General features: G+C 36.3%; 12 protein-coding genes. 1 reads left to right on the top strand and 11 read right to left on the bottom strand.

Features of this window, described 5'->3' with window-relative positions:
• Window positions 1–13: 13 nt before the first annotated feature.
• The 5 genes from Q0874_RS12355 to Q0874_RS12335 form a co-directional block, all read right to left on the bottom strand.
• Window positions 14–1,036 carry an NAD(P)-dependent alcohol dehydrogenase gene (locus Q0874_RS12355; RefSeq protein WP_299163619.1) on the bottom strand — a complete coding sequence of 341 codons (1,023 nt, stop codon included), beginning with the start codon at window positions 1,034–1,036 and terminating at the stop codon, window positions 14–16.
• 12 nt (window positions 1,037–1,048) lie between these two features.
• Complete coding sequence (locus tag Q0874_RS12350; protein WP_299163618.1) at window positions 1,049–1,720, bottom strand: lysoplasmalogenase; 672 nt, start codon at window positions 1,718–1,720, stop codon at window positions 1,049–1,051.
• Window positions 1,721–1,749: 29 nt separating this feature from the next.
• The gene (locus Q0874_RS12345) at window positions 1,750–2,511 is read right to left on the bottom strand and encodes a hypothetical protein (RefSeq protein ID WP_299163617.1); all 762 of its coding nucleotides are present in this window, start codon (window positions 2,509–2,511) and stop codon (window positions 1,750–1,752) included.
• A gap of 349 nt (window positions 2,512–2,860) precedes the next feature.
• On the bottom strand, window positions 2,861–4,087 hold the full coding sequence (locus Q0874_RS12340; RefSeq protein ID WP_299163616.1) for a DUF3999 family protein: 1,227 nt from the start codon (window positions 4,085–4,087) through the stop codon (window positions 2,861–2,863).
• Between the two features lies 1 nt (window position 4,088).
• Window positions 4,089–6,674 (bottom strand): DUF2339 domain-containing protein, encoded by a 2,586-nt coding sequence (locus Q0874_RS12335; RefSeq protein WP_299163615.1) that lies wholly within the window; start codon window positions 6,672–6,674, stop codon window positions 4,089–4,091.
• A gap of 201 nt (window positions 6,675–6,875) precedes the next feature.
• Between Q0874_RS12335 and Q0874_RS12330 the strand changes: the two genes are divergently transcribed.
• Window positions 6,876–8,021, top strand: coding sequence for a hypothetical protein (locus Q0874_RS12330; RefSeq protein ID WP_299163614.1), 1,146 nt, complete (start codon window positions 6,876–6,878; stop codon window positions 8,019–8,021).
• 38 nt (window positions 8,022–8,059) lie between these two features.
• On the opposite strand, the gene Q0874_RS12325 is transcribed toward Q0874_RS12330, so the two are convergent.
• The 6 genes from Q0874_RS12325 to Q0874_RS12300 all read right to left on the bottom strand — a co-directional run bounded on the left by Q0874_RS12325 (window position 8,060) and on the right by Q0874_RS12300 (window position 18,313).
• On the bottom strand, window positions 8,060–9,598 hold the full coding sequence (locus Q0874_RS12325) for a bifunctional GNAT family N-acetyltransferase/carbon-nitrogen hydrolase family protein (RefSeq protein WP_299163612.1): 1,539 nt from the start codon (window positions 9,596–9,598) through the stop codon (window positions 8,060–8,062).
• A 68-nt stretch (window positions 9,599–9,666) separates the two neighbouring features.
• Complete coding sequence (gene rimK / locus Q0874_RS12320) at window positions 9,667–11,046, bottom strand: 30S ribosomal protein S6--L-glutamate ligase (RefSeq protein WP_299163610.1); 1,380 nt, start codon at window positions 11,044–11,046, stop codon at window positions 9,667–9,669.
• A gap of 592 nt (window positions 11,047–11,638) precedes the next feature.
• Window positions 11,639–12,646 carry a transporter gene (locus Q0874_RS12315; protein WP_299163608.1) on the bottom strand — a complete coding sequence of 336 codons (1,008 nt, stop codon included), beginning with the start codon at window positions 12,644–12,646 and terminating at the stop codon, window positions 11,639–11,641.
• A 217-nt stretch (window positions 12,647–12,863) separates the two neighbouring features.
• Window positions 12,864–15,383: a cation-translocating P-type ATPase gene (locus tag Q0874_RS12310; RefSeq protein WP_299163607.1), complete on the bottom strand. Its 2,520-nt coding sequence runs from the start codon at window positions 15,381–15,383 to the stop codon at window positions 12,864–12,866.
• A gap of 164 nt (window positions 15,384–15,547) precedes the next feature.
• Complete coding sequence (locus tag Q0874_RS12305; RefSeq protein WP_299163605.1) at window positions 15,548–15,901, bottom strand: hypothetical protein; 354 nt, start codon at window positions 15,899–15,901, stop codon at window positions 15,548–15,550.
• Entirely contained in the window at window positions 15,902–18,313 is a 2,412-nt protein-coding gene (locus Q0874_RS12300; RefSeq protein ID WP_299163603.1) for a penicillin acylase family protein, read from the bottom strand.
• Between the last annotated feature and the right edge of the window lie 289 nt (window positions 18,314–18,602).

The raw sequence follows: 18,602 nt of genomic DNA, 5'->3' as shown, positions 1-18,602 counted from the left end.
GTTTAAGTATGCTTCAACCAATCGTTTTAATGCTATTTAATCTATTATTATTATTATTATTATCGTTTTGAACTACTTTAATTGTTATTTTACCTATATGTTCACCCTCACCAAAATACTGAATTAACCCGGGTACTTCACTTAGTTCGTAAGGCCCATCTATTACCGGTTTAATTTTACCAGCGGAGAAAATTTCGTTTATATATTCCAAATCTTTATTTGGTTTTAAGGCAACTATATGGACGCGCTTATTACTAAAAACAGAAATCCAGGGTTTTAGGATAATAATCGGAATAAGGCGGTTCAGGTAACCACCAACGGTTACATACTTTCCATTGGGGTTTAATGAATTCAAATACCGGAAAGTTGAGCGGGTGGTCTTGGCATCGAGGATCAGGTCATAACCCTGTTTATTTTTGGTGAAGTCCTTCTTTTTATAATCTATGATATAATCAAAACCAAGCTCCTTCATCATCTTTAGCTTATCCCCTGTATCAACTCCTGTTACTTCGGCATCATATAACTTGGCAATTTGTAAGGCGAATGTTCCCATACCACCACCTGCGCCATTAATCAGGATCTTCTGCCCTTTTTGAAGCTGGCCAATATCCAGCAGACCCTGTACCGCCAACATAGCTGCATGGGGTATTGAAGCGGCTTCCTCAAAACTCATTTTGATGGGCTTAAGGGTCAAGGCTTTTTCATTAATGCAGACGTATTCTGCAAAACTGCCAAAACCATATTCCGAAATATCTCCATATACGGCATCACCAATTTTAAACGAATCTGCATTTGTACCAAGAGCTTCAATAGTTCCTGCCAGTTCCATGCCGGGGATTTGGTGTTTTGGCTTTAAAATACCATACAGTAAACGATATAGGTAGGGCTTTCCTCTAATCATACTCCAGTCGTAATCATTCACTGCTGTAGCGTGGATTTTTACCAAAACTTCATTCTCTTTAGGAGTTGGTTTTGCGATCTCCTTGAGCTGAAGAACCTCTGGTGAACCGTATTTTGTATATACCAACGCTCTCATGAGATTTCCATATTATTTTCCCTGTAAATTCTCTCTTCGAATTAATGAGAATGTGATACTAATATGCGCAAGATAGTAGGTAGGTAAAATCATAAAATCAAGTTTAGTGTATCCCAAAAATTCAGTGAGAGCAATAATTGTATCCGAAAATACAATTAGAAAAATCCCAAAAACATAAGTCCATTTAAAGCCTTTATCTCCGTTAATTCCAAAAGAAGCACCAAAAGTCAGGCACGAAATGAGCAAATAAACCAGTGCAGCATACATGAGAACCTTATCGTCAATAGAGGGATAAAGTAAAAGGAAGAAAAACACCAAATAGGCCATTAGGATAATGAGCGTAAACCTCCATTTTATTTTACCATTAAGTAGAGCAAACCCCAGATAACAGGCATGTGCTATAAAAAATAGTGCAATGCCCTTGCTAAACATCATTGGGTCTCCCAGTTTATTAGACATGAACCAGTCTCCGGCAATAGAAAACAAAAAAGCACCTATGATCATCCAGGTATCATTGGGTTGTTTGCCCTTTCTGAAGTTGAGAATTAGTATAATGAGAATCCCAACCGCCGCGGACCCCGATTTATAAAAAAAATCAGAGGTATTCAGCGCCATAATTGCCGATAGTACCCCAAATAATAACAGGCTGTAAATCCAATTATTTTTAAGTTGTTGTACATCCATATCTAACGGTTTGTGGGATTGAGCCCTCGTTAATTTTTCAACTCAGTTTCAATTATCTGAATTATTTTTTCGATATCATTTTTTAAGGGCAGATAATGAAGGGCGCTCTTGGTTTTTGAAATTCTCGTATAAAGGAATATATGATTTTCGAATTCCACAGAATTAAAAAGGTTTTTATTATTTATTGATTCAAATTTTGAATTCCCTTTTACTTCTCTCCCCATTATTCTTATGGTTTTTTTTAAATTGCCATCTTTTAAATAATGTTCGACGGCTTTGTCGTAGAATTTTGCTCCATCTGTTTGATGTTGTTTTAATTTTTCTATAGAATTTCCAAAAGAAGCCAGATATTGTCTTAATTCATAGTTCTCAATATTCTTAAGGTTACCAGAGCTTATTATTTCAGTCAATACGCCCATACTTGGGTTAAATTCTACTGTTGGGGATATTGCATTAAAAAGATATTTATTTACGGTAGTTTCGGTAATAGTGTCATATATGTTTTTATCAAAAAGCATGGAGAGATTTTCCAAGTGATTAATTAACTGCTCATTATTTTTTATGGTCCCATTTAAAAGATCATAATTCTGCTCAAACTCTCCTTTAAGAGATAACAAATAAATCTTTTCTACCTGTCTTTGTTGTTTTATTGTATTGAGGTTGTTTATCCATAAGGCAATCAAAATTCCAATAACTACCAGAATGATTTCACCGATTGCATATAATAAATATTTGTTGATTTTGTTTTCGGTTAGCAGTCTTTGGCGAATATGTCTAAAAAATTTAATCATAGTTATTAGTTAAATTGCCCACGCACCATCTGGCTCCTCACTATCAAAGGTCTACCAGACCTTTGCTTATCGTTCGGCCCTCTGAAGAATTTTATCATTGCTTAGTGATAGGCTATAATTATGGACTGAAGGATGGTTGATGATCAAATTAGATTGGTATTCAATGAAAATTCAGGAATTATAATCTAACTGTTTAAAAATACGAAATTTCAGATTAGTACTGAAGAATCAATATGCCTGTTTGAAAGTTCCTGTAGCATAAATGATCTATCAGGGAATAGCTTCAGTTTATTATAATAATAGAAAAAGTATTTTTAAATAGTATCGCCAGAAGTAATTCAGGGGAACACTATTTTGTTTTGATCATTTTTACCGAAAACCAACCAAGTACAATTATGAGTAGTGTCATAATAGCCCACAGCCAGTTTTTATTTTTGAACAAGGGTTCGGATCCCAGAACTTCCTTTTGATCAATGAGCTGCTCTTTTCCAAAATTTAAAGCAGTTAGGGTGTCCGGAATATTTGAGACAAAGCGCTCAATATCGTAGTTAGGTTTAGTTGCTTTTTTGTTCCCATAGGCTAAGAAATAAGTTGCGGGTTCTGTAAACCTGACAACTAATTCATGAACGTAACCCTTTGCGGTTAGCTTTTGAATTGTTAAAGATGCATTGTCCTGATTGTAGATGCTGATTTTTAGTTTTTGAAGGACTGTACTTTCAAATACGAATTCATTTTTCTCAAAGGAACTGAGTGTTCCTGATGCTAATTGCCGATACTGATATTTATATCCCTTTTCCGTTTTTACACTATCAGATAAATAGGAAATGGTTATTGGTCTGTAATAGTCGAATGTATTTTTTACATCAATTTTAATGGAACTTACAGGAACGGGTGTTTTTAAACCAATTTCAACAAGCGTAAGTTTCCGCTTTTTATCTTCAATGCTCTCAAATTTTTCTGCAGCATATTTATTAAAACTACCATTGGTAACCTCATTAAATTCAATTTTCGCAAAGGACAAATCTGGTTTTTCTTTGCTTTTTATGAGGACTCTAAAATAACGGTACTTTGTTTCAGGAAAAGTAACCTTGGTAAATTGATAATTTGTTTCAGCGTTTTTGATGGAAAGAATGCGGTGGTCATCAACAATATTAAACCATTCCTGCTGATTTTGACTTCCTTCCAGCGACAGCATCCAATCGAAATTATCCTGTTTAAAATTCAGCATTAACTGATTTACAGAATCTTCTGTAGGTACTTCCATCGTAAAATAATACCCTTTTTCATTATGAGTGGTATTTAATAGTTTGAACTTCACTTCAGTACCAACAACTTTTTCTGTTTTGAGTTGCAGCAAATAGGAAGCTTCAATTGTATCATTGGTTTCTGTTAGCCCAAAAATTCTAATATCGGATAGTTCCGGGGACATTTTTCCATAAATATCTTCTGGTAAGACCACTTTGTGCCATTGGTCTGTAATTCCCAGCAATTCCCTTTTATAACTGTATTGATCAATTTGCGCATAGGAATATGCACAGATTAATAGTAGTAAACAGATACTGATTTTCGCTTTCAATTTAATCGGAAATTTTATGTTTGAATTTGTTGTACAAAAATGAAATGATCAAAAGGAGTATTCCCAGTGAAAGAAAAACAATGGTTTTTGAAATGGTGTCAAGCTGAGAGATATCATAAAAGAAAAGTTTCATCAAAGTGATTGAAAATAAGGCTATGGCTCCTATGCGCAAGTACTTTTTATGTTTCCAGATGCCCAGAGCGATTAACATTAAGGAATATATACCCCAAAGAATGCTAATGCCAAGTTTATAGGTTTGAGAAGACCCTGAAAGATCCATTAAATTTATTAATTCGCTGGTAACTATCCATAGAATGGATATATGAAATAACAAATCGAAGGCCATTTTAAAATCCACTTTCATAAATTCCTTTCGAATATAGGTATAAGAGGATATTAGTGTTATTGCCACAAAGGCAAATGAAATATATCGGATAGCAACATTAAAGGCTCCAATCTGATAATAGGCAGATAAGGATTGTTCCAAATAGCTCTCACGTAACTCGCTGAGTACATATAATCCTTGCGTCAAAAAAATTAAAATAGCGAATGTATTTAATGCAAGATTAATTAATCCTAATATTCTGTTTTTCAAATTTTTGATATTCACAAAGGAAAGCACCGATAAAAACAGCAGAGAATAATTGATGATCCAAATTGTTTTGAAGTTCCTGAGATCATAGTTGTAGAATTCTTCATAGTCATTCATCGTTAATTTGGAGTTCGCAAAAAGTTGATCAAAATAATTTCCTATTTCGAGTCTAAAGGCAAAGTAAATTGTGCTCAGAAGTACGGCAGGAATTAGAAAAGAAACTAACTGCTGTAATTCTTTCTTGGTAATTAAGGAGGAGACATATTTTTTGTTAGAATTTAAAACAGTAATATAACTGAATGCAGCAATGAATAGTAGCGAACTGAGAAAGTTAACATTAAGAAGCGGGGTCATTTTTGTACCTCCTGTGTAAAACATATTGAAATTATATGCAGTTGACCAATCCTGAAAAATGCTAATAACAGCCAAAAGCATTAATGGGTATGAAATGTTTTCATAGACCGGAATTTGTTTTGTTCTCCCAATCCAAAACAATAATGCTGCCTCACCAACCCATAATAGAGTCACCCAATTTCCATCTAACTGAACGGGAATAGCAATGGTAATAAAAACCAAAACCAATCCTGAAATAAAATAGAGCAGGTTTTTATCGTTCAGTTTCTGTTTGTAAATATAAGAGCTGACCGCAAAATGTAATATACCATTGAAAATTGTAAACACACCTAAGAACTGTGAGCCTGTTTCGTGTCTTGCCAAAATGCCGTATCCAATCCCGTAAAAAATAAATGAATTAGCCAGCAGCAAGAGAATATCAGTGATTTCAAATTTTTCTTTTTGTTGTAATTTGAAAGCAAGAAAAGTGCCATAAAAAATAACGAAAAACAAAGAGAGAAAGCATATAGCCACTACAAAGTGTTCCTCGGTTTGGTATTCTGATGCATACCATGAAGCAAAAATCAACCACGTGAGCACGAAAGATGAAAAGTAAAGTCCTTTCCAGTATTTTTTAAAGGCGAGGACAAGTATTCCACCATTGATAATTGACATATAACTGAAAAGAACCGCAATATTTTCAGCATCATCACCTAACAGAAAAGGAACTGCATACGCACCTACCAGGCCTATATGTGCAATAATTTGCTTGTTATAGTTTAAGGCAGCAATAATTATAAATACTGTAAACAATACCATTAACAGGAACGTCACTGTTTGGGGAAACAGATCATATAAACTGTATGCAACATAGGTCATAAAATATAGTATGGCCATAGCGCCACTAACCAATACTGCACTAAAATTTGCAAACTTTGCCTTCAATTTCATGCCAACCCCTAAAAGCCCCAATCCAATTAAATAACCTAAAATAATTCTTGTCAACGGGCTAATTAAGTCGTTCTCAATAGAAAATTTAGCACCAATTCCCACACCAATAATCAGGATGGCAATACCAATTTTATTAATTAAGTTTTCACCTATAAATTTTTCCCAATCAAAATTTATTTTTGATTTTTGATTTTTAGCCGGAGTGTTGAATATAACAGTCTTTTCCTCTAATACCTGCTTTTTCTCAACAACGGGTTTTTCGGTGCTGATTGGTGAAGGTTTTTGGACTGTTAAGGTTTTTTTAGTTTTAGGAATTACGATCCACAGTAGTATATAAACAAAAAACCCTATGCCAAAAAAGAAGGAAAATAGCAACCAAAGAAAACGTATCAAAATTTTATTGAGCCCAAGATATTCTGCTATTCCGGAACAAACACCTCCTAAAATTCTATGATTGACATCTCTGTACAATTTTTTGGATGCCGTAACAGGCTCGGATGCCATAACAGGCTGGGATGCATTACCGGACTGGTGCGAGGGTTTATCCTCAATTGTTTCTTTTTTTTCCGAAGGTTGTTTTATTTCTGCCTGTTTTAACTGGTTTATTTCTGCTTTCAGGGCATTTACTTCTTCTAAAAAAATATCCTGCCTTTTTAGGAGTGTTTCCAGTTTCTTGGAAAGATTATTTAAACTATCCTGGTTTTCAGTCATTTGGCTATACTAATTGCAATGAATATATCCTTTAATAAACGCAGTCTCCCGGATTAGATTGTATAGCCAGTTTAGCTATGGTTATTTACGGGCAATAATATCCTTTTGAAGAGAGGAGAATGTTTTAAAAATATAGTACTTTTAACATTAAGGTGCCATTAAATATGGATACCTGAAAAGCATTCTATACACACAATAGTCATGGCCAATATTTCCCTAAGATTACCTTTAATTAAAGGGTTTATTCTGATCCTGGTACTAGTCAGCCAGATAGCAATTGCACAGCAAAGGAAAAAAAAGTCTACAGTTACTCCTAGTGGAGACGCTATTGAAATATCTATCCTGGAGTTAAGGTTGACCATGGATGATTACTTCCGTGGGTTTGCCCGGACGGTTACAGAGGCAGCTGATAGTATCATGTATTTTTCCGATGATTACAGAATTGATAATCAGGCTTTATTTTGGAAAATGAATGCTATTCCCGTGGCTCAGGGTGCCATCTTTAGCACGGATCCTTTTGCGGCCTTTATAGATGTTTCGGTTTTTAGTTATCAGATGAAACTGTATTTTGAAAAGGGAGCGGGCAAGGAAATTTTTGGGGAACATCAAGGGATTGCAATCAGGGCCTCGGATAAACTATGGAAGGAATTAATTGATATTGGACTTTATATTACTCATCCCAGAGATATTTCCATTGGAATTCAAAAGGTTAAAGATTTTGCAGAGCAGAATCCCATTACCAGTTCCTATTTCAACAGGAAATCTACTTTAGCACTTATGGCCAGTATTCAAAAGGAAGAAAAAGTAAAATTCAAAACCCTTGCCGAAGGAATGGCTCAAAGTCTTGATGAATTAAGTACCCGGATTAATACTTACACTGAGATTCTGCCAAATCAAATACGCTGGCAATCCGAATATTTATTAAATGATATATTAGCCAATTCACAATTAAATGGACGTTTGGACACACTCACTTATTTATTGGAAAGAGCAGTGGTATTGATTGAATCCAGTCCTGAATTAATTGATAATCAGCGTTCAAAGGTAATGCGCGACCTAACCGCAGAGCGAAGAATTGTTTTGGAAGCGATTAAGCAGGAGCGGATGGCCGTTTTGGAGGAAATCCGGAAGGAAAGAGCAATTGTACTGCAACACTTAAGCAATGAAATGACTATTCAGCGCGAAGCGGGTTTTAAAGATTTAAATGCACTGAACAATCAGGGAATTAAGCTAACCGTGACCAATGTCAAAGACATTGCAGACGTCATCTTTTGGCGGGCGCTACTATTAATTTCAATTCTGGCAATAGTTGCATTTATCGGAATCTTCCTTTATAAAAAGTTATAAGAGTCAAACAATAGTGCAAGGTGATATTTTAAGAGTGCTTATTCCTTGTTAGGAATAATTTTTTTTAATTCAAAAAGATCTTTCCTTCGATCTCTTAGATTTCTTACACTGCCAAACTGATTCAGTTCACGCAACAAATCAATATCAACATCCGCAATTAATATCATTTCTGTATTTGTGGTAGCTTCTGCCTTTATTCCATTCGCAGGAAAGGAAAAATCACAAGGAGTAAAAACCATTGATTGTGCAAATTGAATATCCATATTATGAACTTTGGGCAAATTACCCACGCTTCCTGCTATTGCAACATAACATTCATTTTCGATAGCTCTTGCCTGCGCACAATGACGTACTCTTGAATAGCCATTTTGAGTGTCTGTTAAAAAAGGAATAAATAAAATATCCATTCCTTCATCTGCTAAAATTCTACTGAGCTCAGGAAATTCTGAATCGTAACAGATAAGTATTCCGATCTTTCCACAATCGGTATCGAAAGTTTTTAAATTATTTCCCCCTTGCATTCCCCAAACCTTCGCTTCATCAGGGGTAACATGAAGTTTTTCATACCTTTCGGTTGTTCCATCTCTTTTGCATAAATAGCCAGCATTGTACAGAAAGTCGTCTTTTAATTCAGGCATGCTACCTGTGATAATATTAATGTTGTAAGATATCGCCAGTTCAGAAAATTTTTGAACTATCTCAGGAGTATGTTTAGCCAACTCTCTTATAGCTTCAGATTCAGGGAGATGATTGTTATCTGCCATGAGGGGTGCGTTAAAGAATTCCGGGAATAAAGCAAAATCAGAACGATAGGCAGAAACAGCATCTACAAAATACTCTGCTTGTTGCATTAATTCAACCAGGTTGTGATACAATCGCATTTGCCATTGAATTAAACCAAGACGAACCACTTTTTTCTTGATGAATGCTTTTGAAACGTGTTTGTGGTAATACACATTATCCCATTCTAATAAAACTGCATATTCATTTGAGGCTTCATCACCTTCCAAATAACCCTTTAAAACTTTTGAAGGATGAAAATCATTGGATATTTGAAAATTTAATACAGGGTCCTGAATTTCTTTTCTTTTAACCTTTTCTATATATTCTTTGGGGGATAATAGCTCGGAATGTTTGGAATAATTTGGGATTCTACCTCCAAATGCGATTCCTCTCAGGTTTAATTTTTCACATAGTTCCTTTCTGTAATCATACAACCTGCGACCCAGTCTTAGCCCCCGATATTCAGATTTGATAAAAACATCAATTCCATACAAAACGTCTCCATCTTTATTGTGGGTGTCAAAAGTGTAGTTTCCCGTTATTTCCTTGTAGGTATGGTGATCATCAAATTTATCGTAATCAACAATAATCGAGAGCGCACATCCTGCAAGTTGGTTATTTACTTTAATCACTACCTGTCCTTCAGAAAATTTGGTAATCAATGATTGGATATGAGATTCTTTCCAGTAGGAATTGGGCATATTGGAATATGCTTCAATCATCGCTTGTTTTAACTCCTGATAGTCATTTATGGTCAAAAATTGTAATTCTATATTTTCAATGTTTTGTATCATATATTTATTCTAAATATTATAGGTATTTATCTAACAAATAGCCGGTAAATGGAGTTTTCCATTCAGAATTAATTGATTTTCTTTGGTTTTAAATCTTTTTCTATAGCTTCTATCATCAAGCCGGCAATATCCTTTTTGGACACACCTTCAATCCCTTCAAGGCCCGGGGATGAATTAACTTCGAGCAATAAAGCCCCGTTATGTCCTCTAATTATATCAACACCGGCAACTTTTAAATTCATGGTCTTTGCTGCTAAAATAGCGATCCTCCTTTCTTCAGGTGTAATTTTTATCAATTGAGCGGTACCTCCCATATGAATATTTGCCCTAAACTCCCCAGGTGCAGCGGTTCGCATGATACTTTCAACAACTTTACCATTGATAACAAAGCAACGGATGTCCTTTCCTTCGGCCTCTTTAACAAATTCCTGAACCAAGATATTAGCTCGTAAACTCTTAAAGGCATTGATAAGACTCTCGGCTGCTTTTTTTGTCTCAGCAAGAACCACTCCTTTACCCTGTGTTCCTTCCAATAATTTAACAATTAGGGGTGCTCCTCCAACCATTTTAATTAAATCATCGGTGTCTAATGGGGAATTGGCAAAGCCTGTTGTAGGTATTGGTAAACCGTTATTAATGAGCAATTGTAATGAATATAGCTTATCTCTGGATTGGGTAATAGATGAGGCAGAATTTTGCACATAGACTCCTATGGCCTCAAAATGCCGGGTTAAAGCACAACCATAAAAAGTAATACTGGGCCTTATTCTGGGTATAATCGCGTCAAAATCGTCTAAAATTCTTCCCCCGCGGTAATGCATTTCAGGGTTTTTTCCATCTAATTTAATATAGCAATCTTTGATATATAAAAATTCCATTTGATGACCTCTTTCTTCCCCCGCCTCTATGATTCTCCGATTGCTGTATAAATCCGGGTTGCTAGCCAATATTCCAATTTTAAGCCCCGATGGTTTATTAATATAAATTTTGTAATGCTGTTTTAAAATATGGGTGGAAAGTTCTCCCAATTGAAAAGCGGCCTCCGGATCTACCAGAATTTTCCCTGCCATAGCCTGTCTTCCCAGCAACATCCTATACCCCATAGAATCTCTGTTCGTTAAAGTAATTTCAATTTCCCAGGAAGATTTCGCTATTGCTAAAGCCGTCTTTATTACGTAGCGTATTTCTCCAAAGCCACTTGAACTTTTTACTTTTCTTTTATCTAATACAGGAGATTCACAATAAATTGTTGTCTTTCCTTCATTTTGTAAGGGATGCACTTCATACCTCACCCATGGAATACCTTCCTTTTTAAATGGTATAATGTTTACAGCATGTAAAGCCGATGTTTTCGCACCGGAATCTACACGAACTTTTATTGCCGGAATATTCAGTTGGGGGAGCGCACACCACTCTTCACTGCCAACAACAATTTTATTGCTACTCATTTAAAATGGTTTAAAATTTAATTTTATTTTAGCTAAAACCAAGGGACTAAATGTAATTATTTGTAATTACATTCCAAATAAGACAGCGCTTTATTGTTTGGATTCAATTCCGCATTCAATTGTATGCCAAATGTCCGAAATCACCTGATAGGATTACTGGTTTAGGATCTGATAGTTTTGCCAGTTTCAAAGACTCCTTGCATTTTGAGGTGTGGTCTTGTTCGCTGACAATGCATAACGTTAGGTACTAACTGGATTATTACACTTATACATTGTTGACGGTTTGTTGCTTGTCTTTATTTAATGGCCCAGGCATTTCCAAAATAGCACCTAAATCTTTAGAATTTTGAATAGATTTCTGTGTTTCGTTTTGTTTCTTCATAAGTGTACAGACCATAGCCAACCACAAAGTGAATAGTACTATTACTCTCGTCCATTCTTTTTAAAACATTGATTTAAGTAGGCCTATACTGAAGGCAAACCTTTGAGGTAAGTGTCTGTTAATTAGGCTATCATCTTATGTATTATGCTGTCACCACGTTTTATTTACCAGTTTTTTATAGTTGCTTATATTCGGGATATGAAGCACATATTATTCTTCCAATGCGGGTTTACTTTTAAGAAAATTAGGGACGAACAGCAATTCTATTTGAAATAAATTGGATTTAAACTGTTGCCTCAGGCCATATGAACTAGTATATTTCACATTGGCGTAGAAGGTCTCCGGGACTAACCAATAGCCGGCACCAAATCCAAAAACACTCATTCGATCCTTGACCGATTTATCCCAATACACATCGCCTCCGGAATCTTCACCAACCTGCCAGGAATGGCCTCCCTGCAGGAATACTTCAAATCGTTCGGATAAATATTGACTAACTCCATATTCTAATGTAAAGCGACTTCCCGGCTTAACATCTACGTCTTTTATTTTACCTTGAAATTCGTAAGATGGCATCAACAACAGTGCGGTAGATTTGTCTGCTTTTGGATAGTAATAAGAGGCTAATTGAACAATATGAGACCAGTATCCGAGACCTATATTATCACTTGCTCCTGTATCATATCTCCCGGTAGGGGCATAAAAGAAATAAGCACCGATAATATCAAATTTCTCAAATCCCCAGGACAGCATAAGTGGTGAGACAAATAAATCTCCAAATCCGGAGGCACCTCCTTCAATGGGTTGGTTGTTAATTAACTCCCCTAGACCAACCCTGACATTGGCTGTGGTATAATTAGGCGAAGCAATAAATAAATACTGTGCATTTCCTAAAAACGGAAGTTTGGGAGTAGCATAAACGAGCATAAGACTATTGATATAGCCGGAAATATCAATATTAAGGGGTATCGTATTTCCTAAAGGACCTTGAATACTATTAACTTTATTCCCATTCCGGTCATAATATGTATCAGCATTTAAAAATACATTGTAATCTATCAGGAAAAGGCCATCTTGTCCCGGGTTGGCATAATCGCGAACACCTGCAATTCCCGGCAAATAATGTCCGGACTGAACAAATGACACAGGAGTTCCTGCCTGCTGAGCGTGAATCAGATTCGAAATAATAAGCATTAAAAGCAGCGACACAGTTTTCATAAGACCTAATTTCTAGTTAATACTGTTTAATAAATATTATGTATTTAGAGTGAATTGATTATAAATGTGCGTAAATGTACATTGCTATCGAAATCAGTCAAATGATTTAAATCATTTGGTTTCTCTACTAATTTTTAGGATCCTGTGAATGCCAACTGTGTGGTTAAATTGTCTGTCTATGGAGCTTAGCCCTTGTTATTGGGTTCTTATTCGGGCATTAGCCTGTAGTTTTTTGTTCTGATTTCAATGAATCTTTGCGGCCTTTCAAATATTTTATGGGTTCAATCCAAATTGTAAATATTAAAGCAATTACAAACGAAAATAAATACTCTTGTAATTGTAAAGGAGAACCGCTGAAAAAATTGGTTATGTAGGGAACATTCAGGATCAACAACAGCAAAATAATTGAAATAAATATTATAACAGGGACATAAGTGTTTTTCTGTTTTAGGGTCTGAAAAATTGTTTGGCTGAATGAACGGTTAATAAGCGTAAGAAGTATGTTTGAGAAAATAAGAGTGCTGAAAATCAATGATCGAATTTTAAATTCACCCATCTCAAAATAGCTTCCATAATACCCAATAATTAAACATCCAACCGTTATCATTAAACCCTGTACTATTGTAATCCAGAGTTGTGACAAATGAAGTAAATTCTTGTTCCGAGAATCAACAGGGTATTTTAATTTTTCTCTAGGGATGTTCTCATTTTCATAGACAATAGAGCAGGTGGGTCCCATTATAAGTTCAAGAAATATGACATGTATTGGTGAAAACAGTTGTGGAGGCAGCCATTTAAAAAAGATAGGTAACATTACAAGCAGTATAATGGGGATATGTATTGAAATAATATAACGGATCGCTTTGGTTAGGTTTTCATTAATTCTCCTGCCAAGGAAGATGGCATCGATCATTTTTGACAAGTCGTTATTAGACAGAATAAGTCCGGCTGCACCTTTTGCAACATCAGTTCCCTTACTGCCCATTGCAATGCCAATATGCGCGGATTTTAACGCTGGTGCATCATTCACTCCATCGCCAGTCATGGAAACAATTTGTCCGGTTTGTTTGAGGACATTTATTATTCTCAACTTTGTTTCGGGATCAATTCTGGCAAAAACATTGACAGATGACAGCGTTTCTTTTAGTGCTTCATCACTTAATTCAGCTAATTCTGAACCGGTTAAGACCTTATCCAATTTAATACCGCTTTGTTTGGCTATTGCCACTGCTGTTTCTTTGTAATCTCCCGTGATCATTTTTACATCCAGACCTGCTGCATAAAAACCGTTAATTACATTCTTAATATGTGGAGTAGGGGGGTCCCAAAATGTTATTAATCCTAAAAATTCAAATTCAATATCTTTTTGTAATTCGGGATAATCACTACTATCCCAATGTCCCTTTGCTATACCTAATACCCGAAGTCCGTTTTTTGCGTAAATCAAACCCTGTTTATGAATTACGTCTTTTTGCTCCGGGCTCAGAGAACACAATTTAAGTACGCCTTCCAAAGCTCCTTTACAACCTATGATGAATTTTTTATTTTCATTTTGAAAAACATGTGTCATAACCGGTGGCTTTCCGGATAAAGGAAACTCTTTGACCATCTTATAATTCTTTCGTTCATCCACCTTAAACAATTCAGCATAATAGTTGTGAATTGATTTTTCCATAGGGTCAAATGGATTTTCTTCACTGGCCCACATCGCATATTCCAATACTTCAGAGGGTTTTGGAGATTTATCGAAGGTAATTTCCCTGTTTGTTTTAAGGCTAAAAGTGTGGGTGACATTCATCAGATTCTGAGTGAGTGTTCCTGTTTTATCAAGACAGATAACAGTTGCAGAACCTAAAGTCTCTACGGTTTTAGGGCTTCGGGTAATTATTCCATTTTTTAATAATCTATATGCGCCAAAAGCCATAAAAGTGGAAAGTGCCACCGGTATTTCTTCCGGGAGGACAGACATGGCCATGGTCAGGCCATGTATTAATCCATGCAGTGCATTTCCGCTTTCCCACCAGTTATATCCCCATACGAACAGAAAAGCAATACTACCTATGATCACCATGCTCCGCACGAAATTCGAAACTTTTGATTGCAAAGGCGTTTTTTCTTTTGCCGTAGATGAAACCAGTTCTCCTATTCCGCCAAGTGTTGTTTGTTTCCCTACCGCTGAAACTTTAGCATAGCAGTATCCCCTGACTATCAGTGTACCCTGAAATATAGTATCCGTTGAAAATTTTTCTACCGAAATGGATTCTCCGGTAAGGATTGATTCGTCTATTGAAAAATCATTGGATGTAAGGATTTCTGCATCAGCAGGTACGATCGTACCTTCCTCGCATATAATGACATCTTTTGTGACCAAATCTACTGTATCAATTTTAATGGTTTCCGCATTGCGGATAACTTTGGTTTTGGTCTCAGTTAATCGACTTATGGCTTTTAAAGCTTTTTGGGTCCGGAAATTTTGGAAAACATCAATTCCTGCAACAAAAAAAAGCGCAAAAAGCATCGTATAGGCTTCGGAAAATTCCGAGATTGAAAAATACACGGCACAGGCTATCAGCAACAAAATAAACATGGGTTCTTTTATTACTGAAAGAAGATTTTGAAGAAGTAGATTTTTCTCCTTCTTTAATTGGTTTGAACCGTTTAATGCCCTCTGCTGAAAAACTTCAGCATCGGTGAGTCCATGTATTTCTGTTTGACTTATGTGACCTTTTGATTTCAAATTTTTATAAGCTAATGCCCTCAGCTGTTATTTCGATTCATTTACAGTAACCTAAGGACTGAAATTTATTCCAAATTTCTCATTTATCAGAATTTGTATTTGCCAGGGAATATGTATTCAAGTCAGAGGTGGATTGGTAATTAGTGACTGCTATTTTTAGAGCGTTATTTTTTCACTAACACCAGGCATTGTTTTCCAAAAACACCGGCTATACCAGCAGCCAAACCTCCAACAATACCTGTAACTAATATCAGAAGGGATGGGCTACCACCCAAAGGTAATAATACTGCTATTTTTTTAGCCAGCACAAAGTCGTTATCGTTAGCCAGTAAAAATGAATAGGCTGCCCAAAATATTAAGACGGCCAAAAATGGGGTAAAGAAAACAGCTGCGCGTTTTAAGGAAAACAATACTGCGGCTATAAATGCAGCCAACATTACCGACCACCAGGGCAGAAAAAATGAAAAGACGATGGCTAAAACAATTGTGGCCACAAAATTTAGGATTTTTGTTTTCATTTAGTTGGATATTAAAGTTTGTGTGTCTATTACAGCGTCCGTTTTAATGTCGGATTGCAAAAAGTTTAAATTGTGGTAGTTGCCTGCTGCCCAATCGTCTATAAAATTATCGTAATATTTACTGCCTGGATTACCCGATTGACCTCCGGGATAAATTCCTAAAGCAGTTGGTGGCGAGCTCATCTCCACAATCATTCGCCAGGAGGGACCATGATTTTTTTTGGTTGCGTTCACAATGTTGCCACCACCCCCAATTGGCAGGTTAAACCTTGAAAATGCAGGTAAGGCCTGCAGCAAATGACCAACATAGGTGCTCTTATAGGCATTCCAGTTATAATCTCCATTTTCAGCTTTCCAATCCATTAAGGATTTTGCTGCTTTTTTGAAACTGATTAAAAACAGATCTTTGGCGGTTTCGGTTTCAGGTGTTTCTACAATATCCATAAATTTATCGTCGCCTTTGGTTTTTAGCAAGTGAATGGTTTGGTAGGTGAATGGTTTATCCAGGGCAACATTATCAACATCATATTCATCCCAAAACAGATCATAGAGTTTGCTCCACCAAATACTATAAATACTTGGACCCAGCTCGTCTATATCGTTGTTGAAGTCCCATGTTTTTATTTCGTTGAATATGCTTAACTCTTCTGCAGTGAGCGTAGAGGTATCCATAGTTTCAAAAATATAGGGCAGGAGTTCTGCCGCCTTTAGGTTATAATTATTATTGTGTAAATCCTTAAAATCCTGAATATTGAAAGTCTCTTTAGAATTAAAAAAGTTATTGATTACGCGGTTTCTGTAGGTTTCGTAACCATCATTAAATACATAGAACGGATAGGATTCATCTACAGGGTGCTGATTTGCTGAGCTGACAAAGCCGCGTTCCGGATTTTTGGTATGGGCATTAAAGGCCTGTGGGATAAAACTTTGCCAGTCGTGCTTCGGATTGCTGCCATCCATTAAAAATTTCCCTTGTCCTTTCCATTTATTGGGCAGTTTTCCCTGAACCCAAATAGCGATATCACCCTCTGTTGAAGCAAAGACAAAGTTTTGTGCCGGTGCTGTATAATGTTTAAGGGCATTAACATAATCATCATAATTCCTTCCTTTGTTGAGCTCTAAAAATGTCTTTTGATTGTTGCCCCCTATATGGCCCGACCATTTCATGGCATAGCCGGCAAGTTTATTATCACCCATAAAGTTTTTATCGTAAGCCACAGGCCCATGATGGGTATAACATACAGAATCAATATAAGCGGCTTTACCTTTTATTTTAATTTCTTCAATTCTAAAACTCACAGCTTTCCAATCATCACCATATTTGTATTGTCTGCGTGTTTCATCTTTAAATTCAATTTTGTACCAATCCAATACATCTCTGGTAGCGTTGGTTTCTCCCCATGAAATGTTAGAGTTAAATCCTGAAATTATGCCCAGGGCTCCGGGCAGTGTGGCGCCAAAAGCATTATGGGTTGGAATACTTAATTGCATCACAAACCAAATAGAAGGTAGGTTTAGCCCCAAATGCGGGTCGTTTGCCAAAATAGGATTTCCGGAATAGGATTTTTCACCAGAAATGGCCCAGTTATTACTGCCATTATCAGGATTTGGCTTGTCTAAGGTTTTTGGAATAGAGTCTAGTGGCAATTCACTTTCCGGTGTTTCCGTAATAGGCACATCAATATAACTCCAATCGGTTTCCTTGGGAATAATAGGGTCTATGACATCAAAAAAATCCGGATACAATAAATCAAAGCGTTCTTTCCCAAACATCCGCAATGCATTGGTATATTCTAAATCAGAATCTCCTCCGGCCAAATCCTTGGTCATGTACATCAATAACAAGGCTGTTTTTTTTATCGTCCAGGGTTCTGGCTGATAGTCGAGCAGTTTATACTCTACAGGAAAGTCTTTAGGCTGTATTTGGTTGATGTAGCTATTCACACCCTCGGCATAAGCTTCAACTAAGGCATTGGTTTTAGGGTCTTCTTTGATCTTTGCTATGGCTTGCTCTGCTCCAAATCCCATGCCGCGTCTGCGCTGCTGACGGTCGTAGTTTAACGCTGCTTCGCCAATAATTTCAGATAACCGACCAGCGGCCGCATACGTCTGAAATTCCATTTGCCAAAGACGATGCTTGGCCGTAATATAACCCTGGGCCCTGTATAAATCATTTTCATTCTGAGCAAAGAGGTGTGGAATTAACTGTGCATCGTAATGCACAGTAACCTTGTCCTTGAGTCCATCAATGGGAACAGTTCCCGTAATGGTTTCATCAGTTTCATTTTGCCAGACACCCGTATAGGGATTTAAAAATTTTCCGATGGGAGGGATGGAACCAAACTTGTTGTTCAGACCATAAAAAACAGCGGCTGCAAGAAGAAGGGAAAGTGTAAACTTCAGGTATTTCATTAGCGGAATTAATTAGGGTGATTAAAATACTAAATAAATATGAATGCCAGCAGTAAATATTGTCTGGTATCATTTATTAAAATTGGTTTGGTATTTCCATAGTATTCCATATAAATATGGGAACCTTCCTGCCTTTCCGTAACAGGATTGAAAAATCGATCAAATATCGAACTCATTCAAGAGTTATGGAATTTACTGGAAGCATGCTGATCGGTCAATAATAGGATGCCCTGATGTCTTTTTAAATGCACCAACTTTCGCAAAATAAATTACTTATAGGAGTTCAGAA

This window comes from uncultured Eudoraea sp. (assembly GCF_947490415.1).
Lineage (GTDB): Bacteria > Bacteroidota > Bacteroidia > Flavobacteriales > Flavobacteriaceae > Eudoraea.
This window is presented reverse-complemented; position numbering and strand designations above follow the sequence as displayed.

What these genes read in the sequence shown, in the direction of transcription:
- rimK (WP_299163610.1), bottom strand. Translation starts at nt 11,046, where the DNA reads ATGAGTAGCAATAAAATTGTTGTTGGCAGTGAAGAGTGGTGTGCGCTC.
- Q0874_RS12335 (WP_299163615.1), bottom strand. Translation starts at nt 6,674, where the DNA reads ATGACTGAAAACCAGGATAGTTTAAATAATCTTTCCAAGAAACTGGAA.
- Q0874_RS12345 (WP_299163617.1), bottom strand. Translation starts at nt 2,511, where the DNA reads ATGATTAAATTTTTTAGACATATTCGCCAAAGACTGCTAACCGAAAAC.
- Q0874_RS12325 (WP_299163612.1), bottom strand. Translation starts at nt 9,598, where the DNA reads ATGATACAAAACATTGAAAATATAGAATTACAATTTTTGACCATAAAT.
- Q0874_RS12300 (WP_299163603.1), bottom strand. Translation starts at nt 18,313, where the DNA reads ATGAAATACCTGAAGTTTACACTTTCCCTTCTTCTTGCAGCCGCTGTT.
- Q0874_RS12315 (WP_299163608.1), bottom strand. Translation starts at nt 12,646, where the DNA reads ATGAAAACTGTGTCGCTGCTTTTAATGCTTATTATTTCGAATCTGATT.
- Q0874_RS12305 (WP_299163605.1), bottom strand. Translation starts at nt 15,901, where the DNA reads ATGAAAACAAAAATCCTAAATTTTGTGGCCACAATTGTTTTAGCCATC.
- Q0874_RS12355 (WP_299163619.1), bottom strand. Translation starts at nt 1,036, where the DNA reads ATGAGAGCGTTGGTATATACAAAATACGGTTCACCAGAGGTTCTTCAG.
- Q0874_RS12350 (WP_299163618.1), bottom strand. Translation starts at nt 1,720, where the DNA reads ATGGATGTACAACAACTTAAAAATAATTGGATTTACAGCCTGTTATTA.
- Q0874_RS12330 (WP_299163614.1), top strand. Translation starts at nt 6,876, where the DNA reads ATGGCCAATATTTCCCTAAGATTACCTTTAATTAAAGGGTTTATTCTG.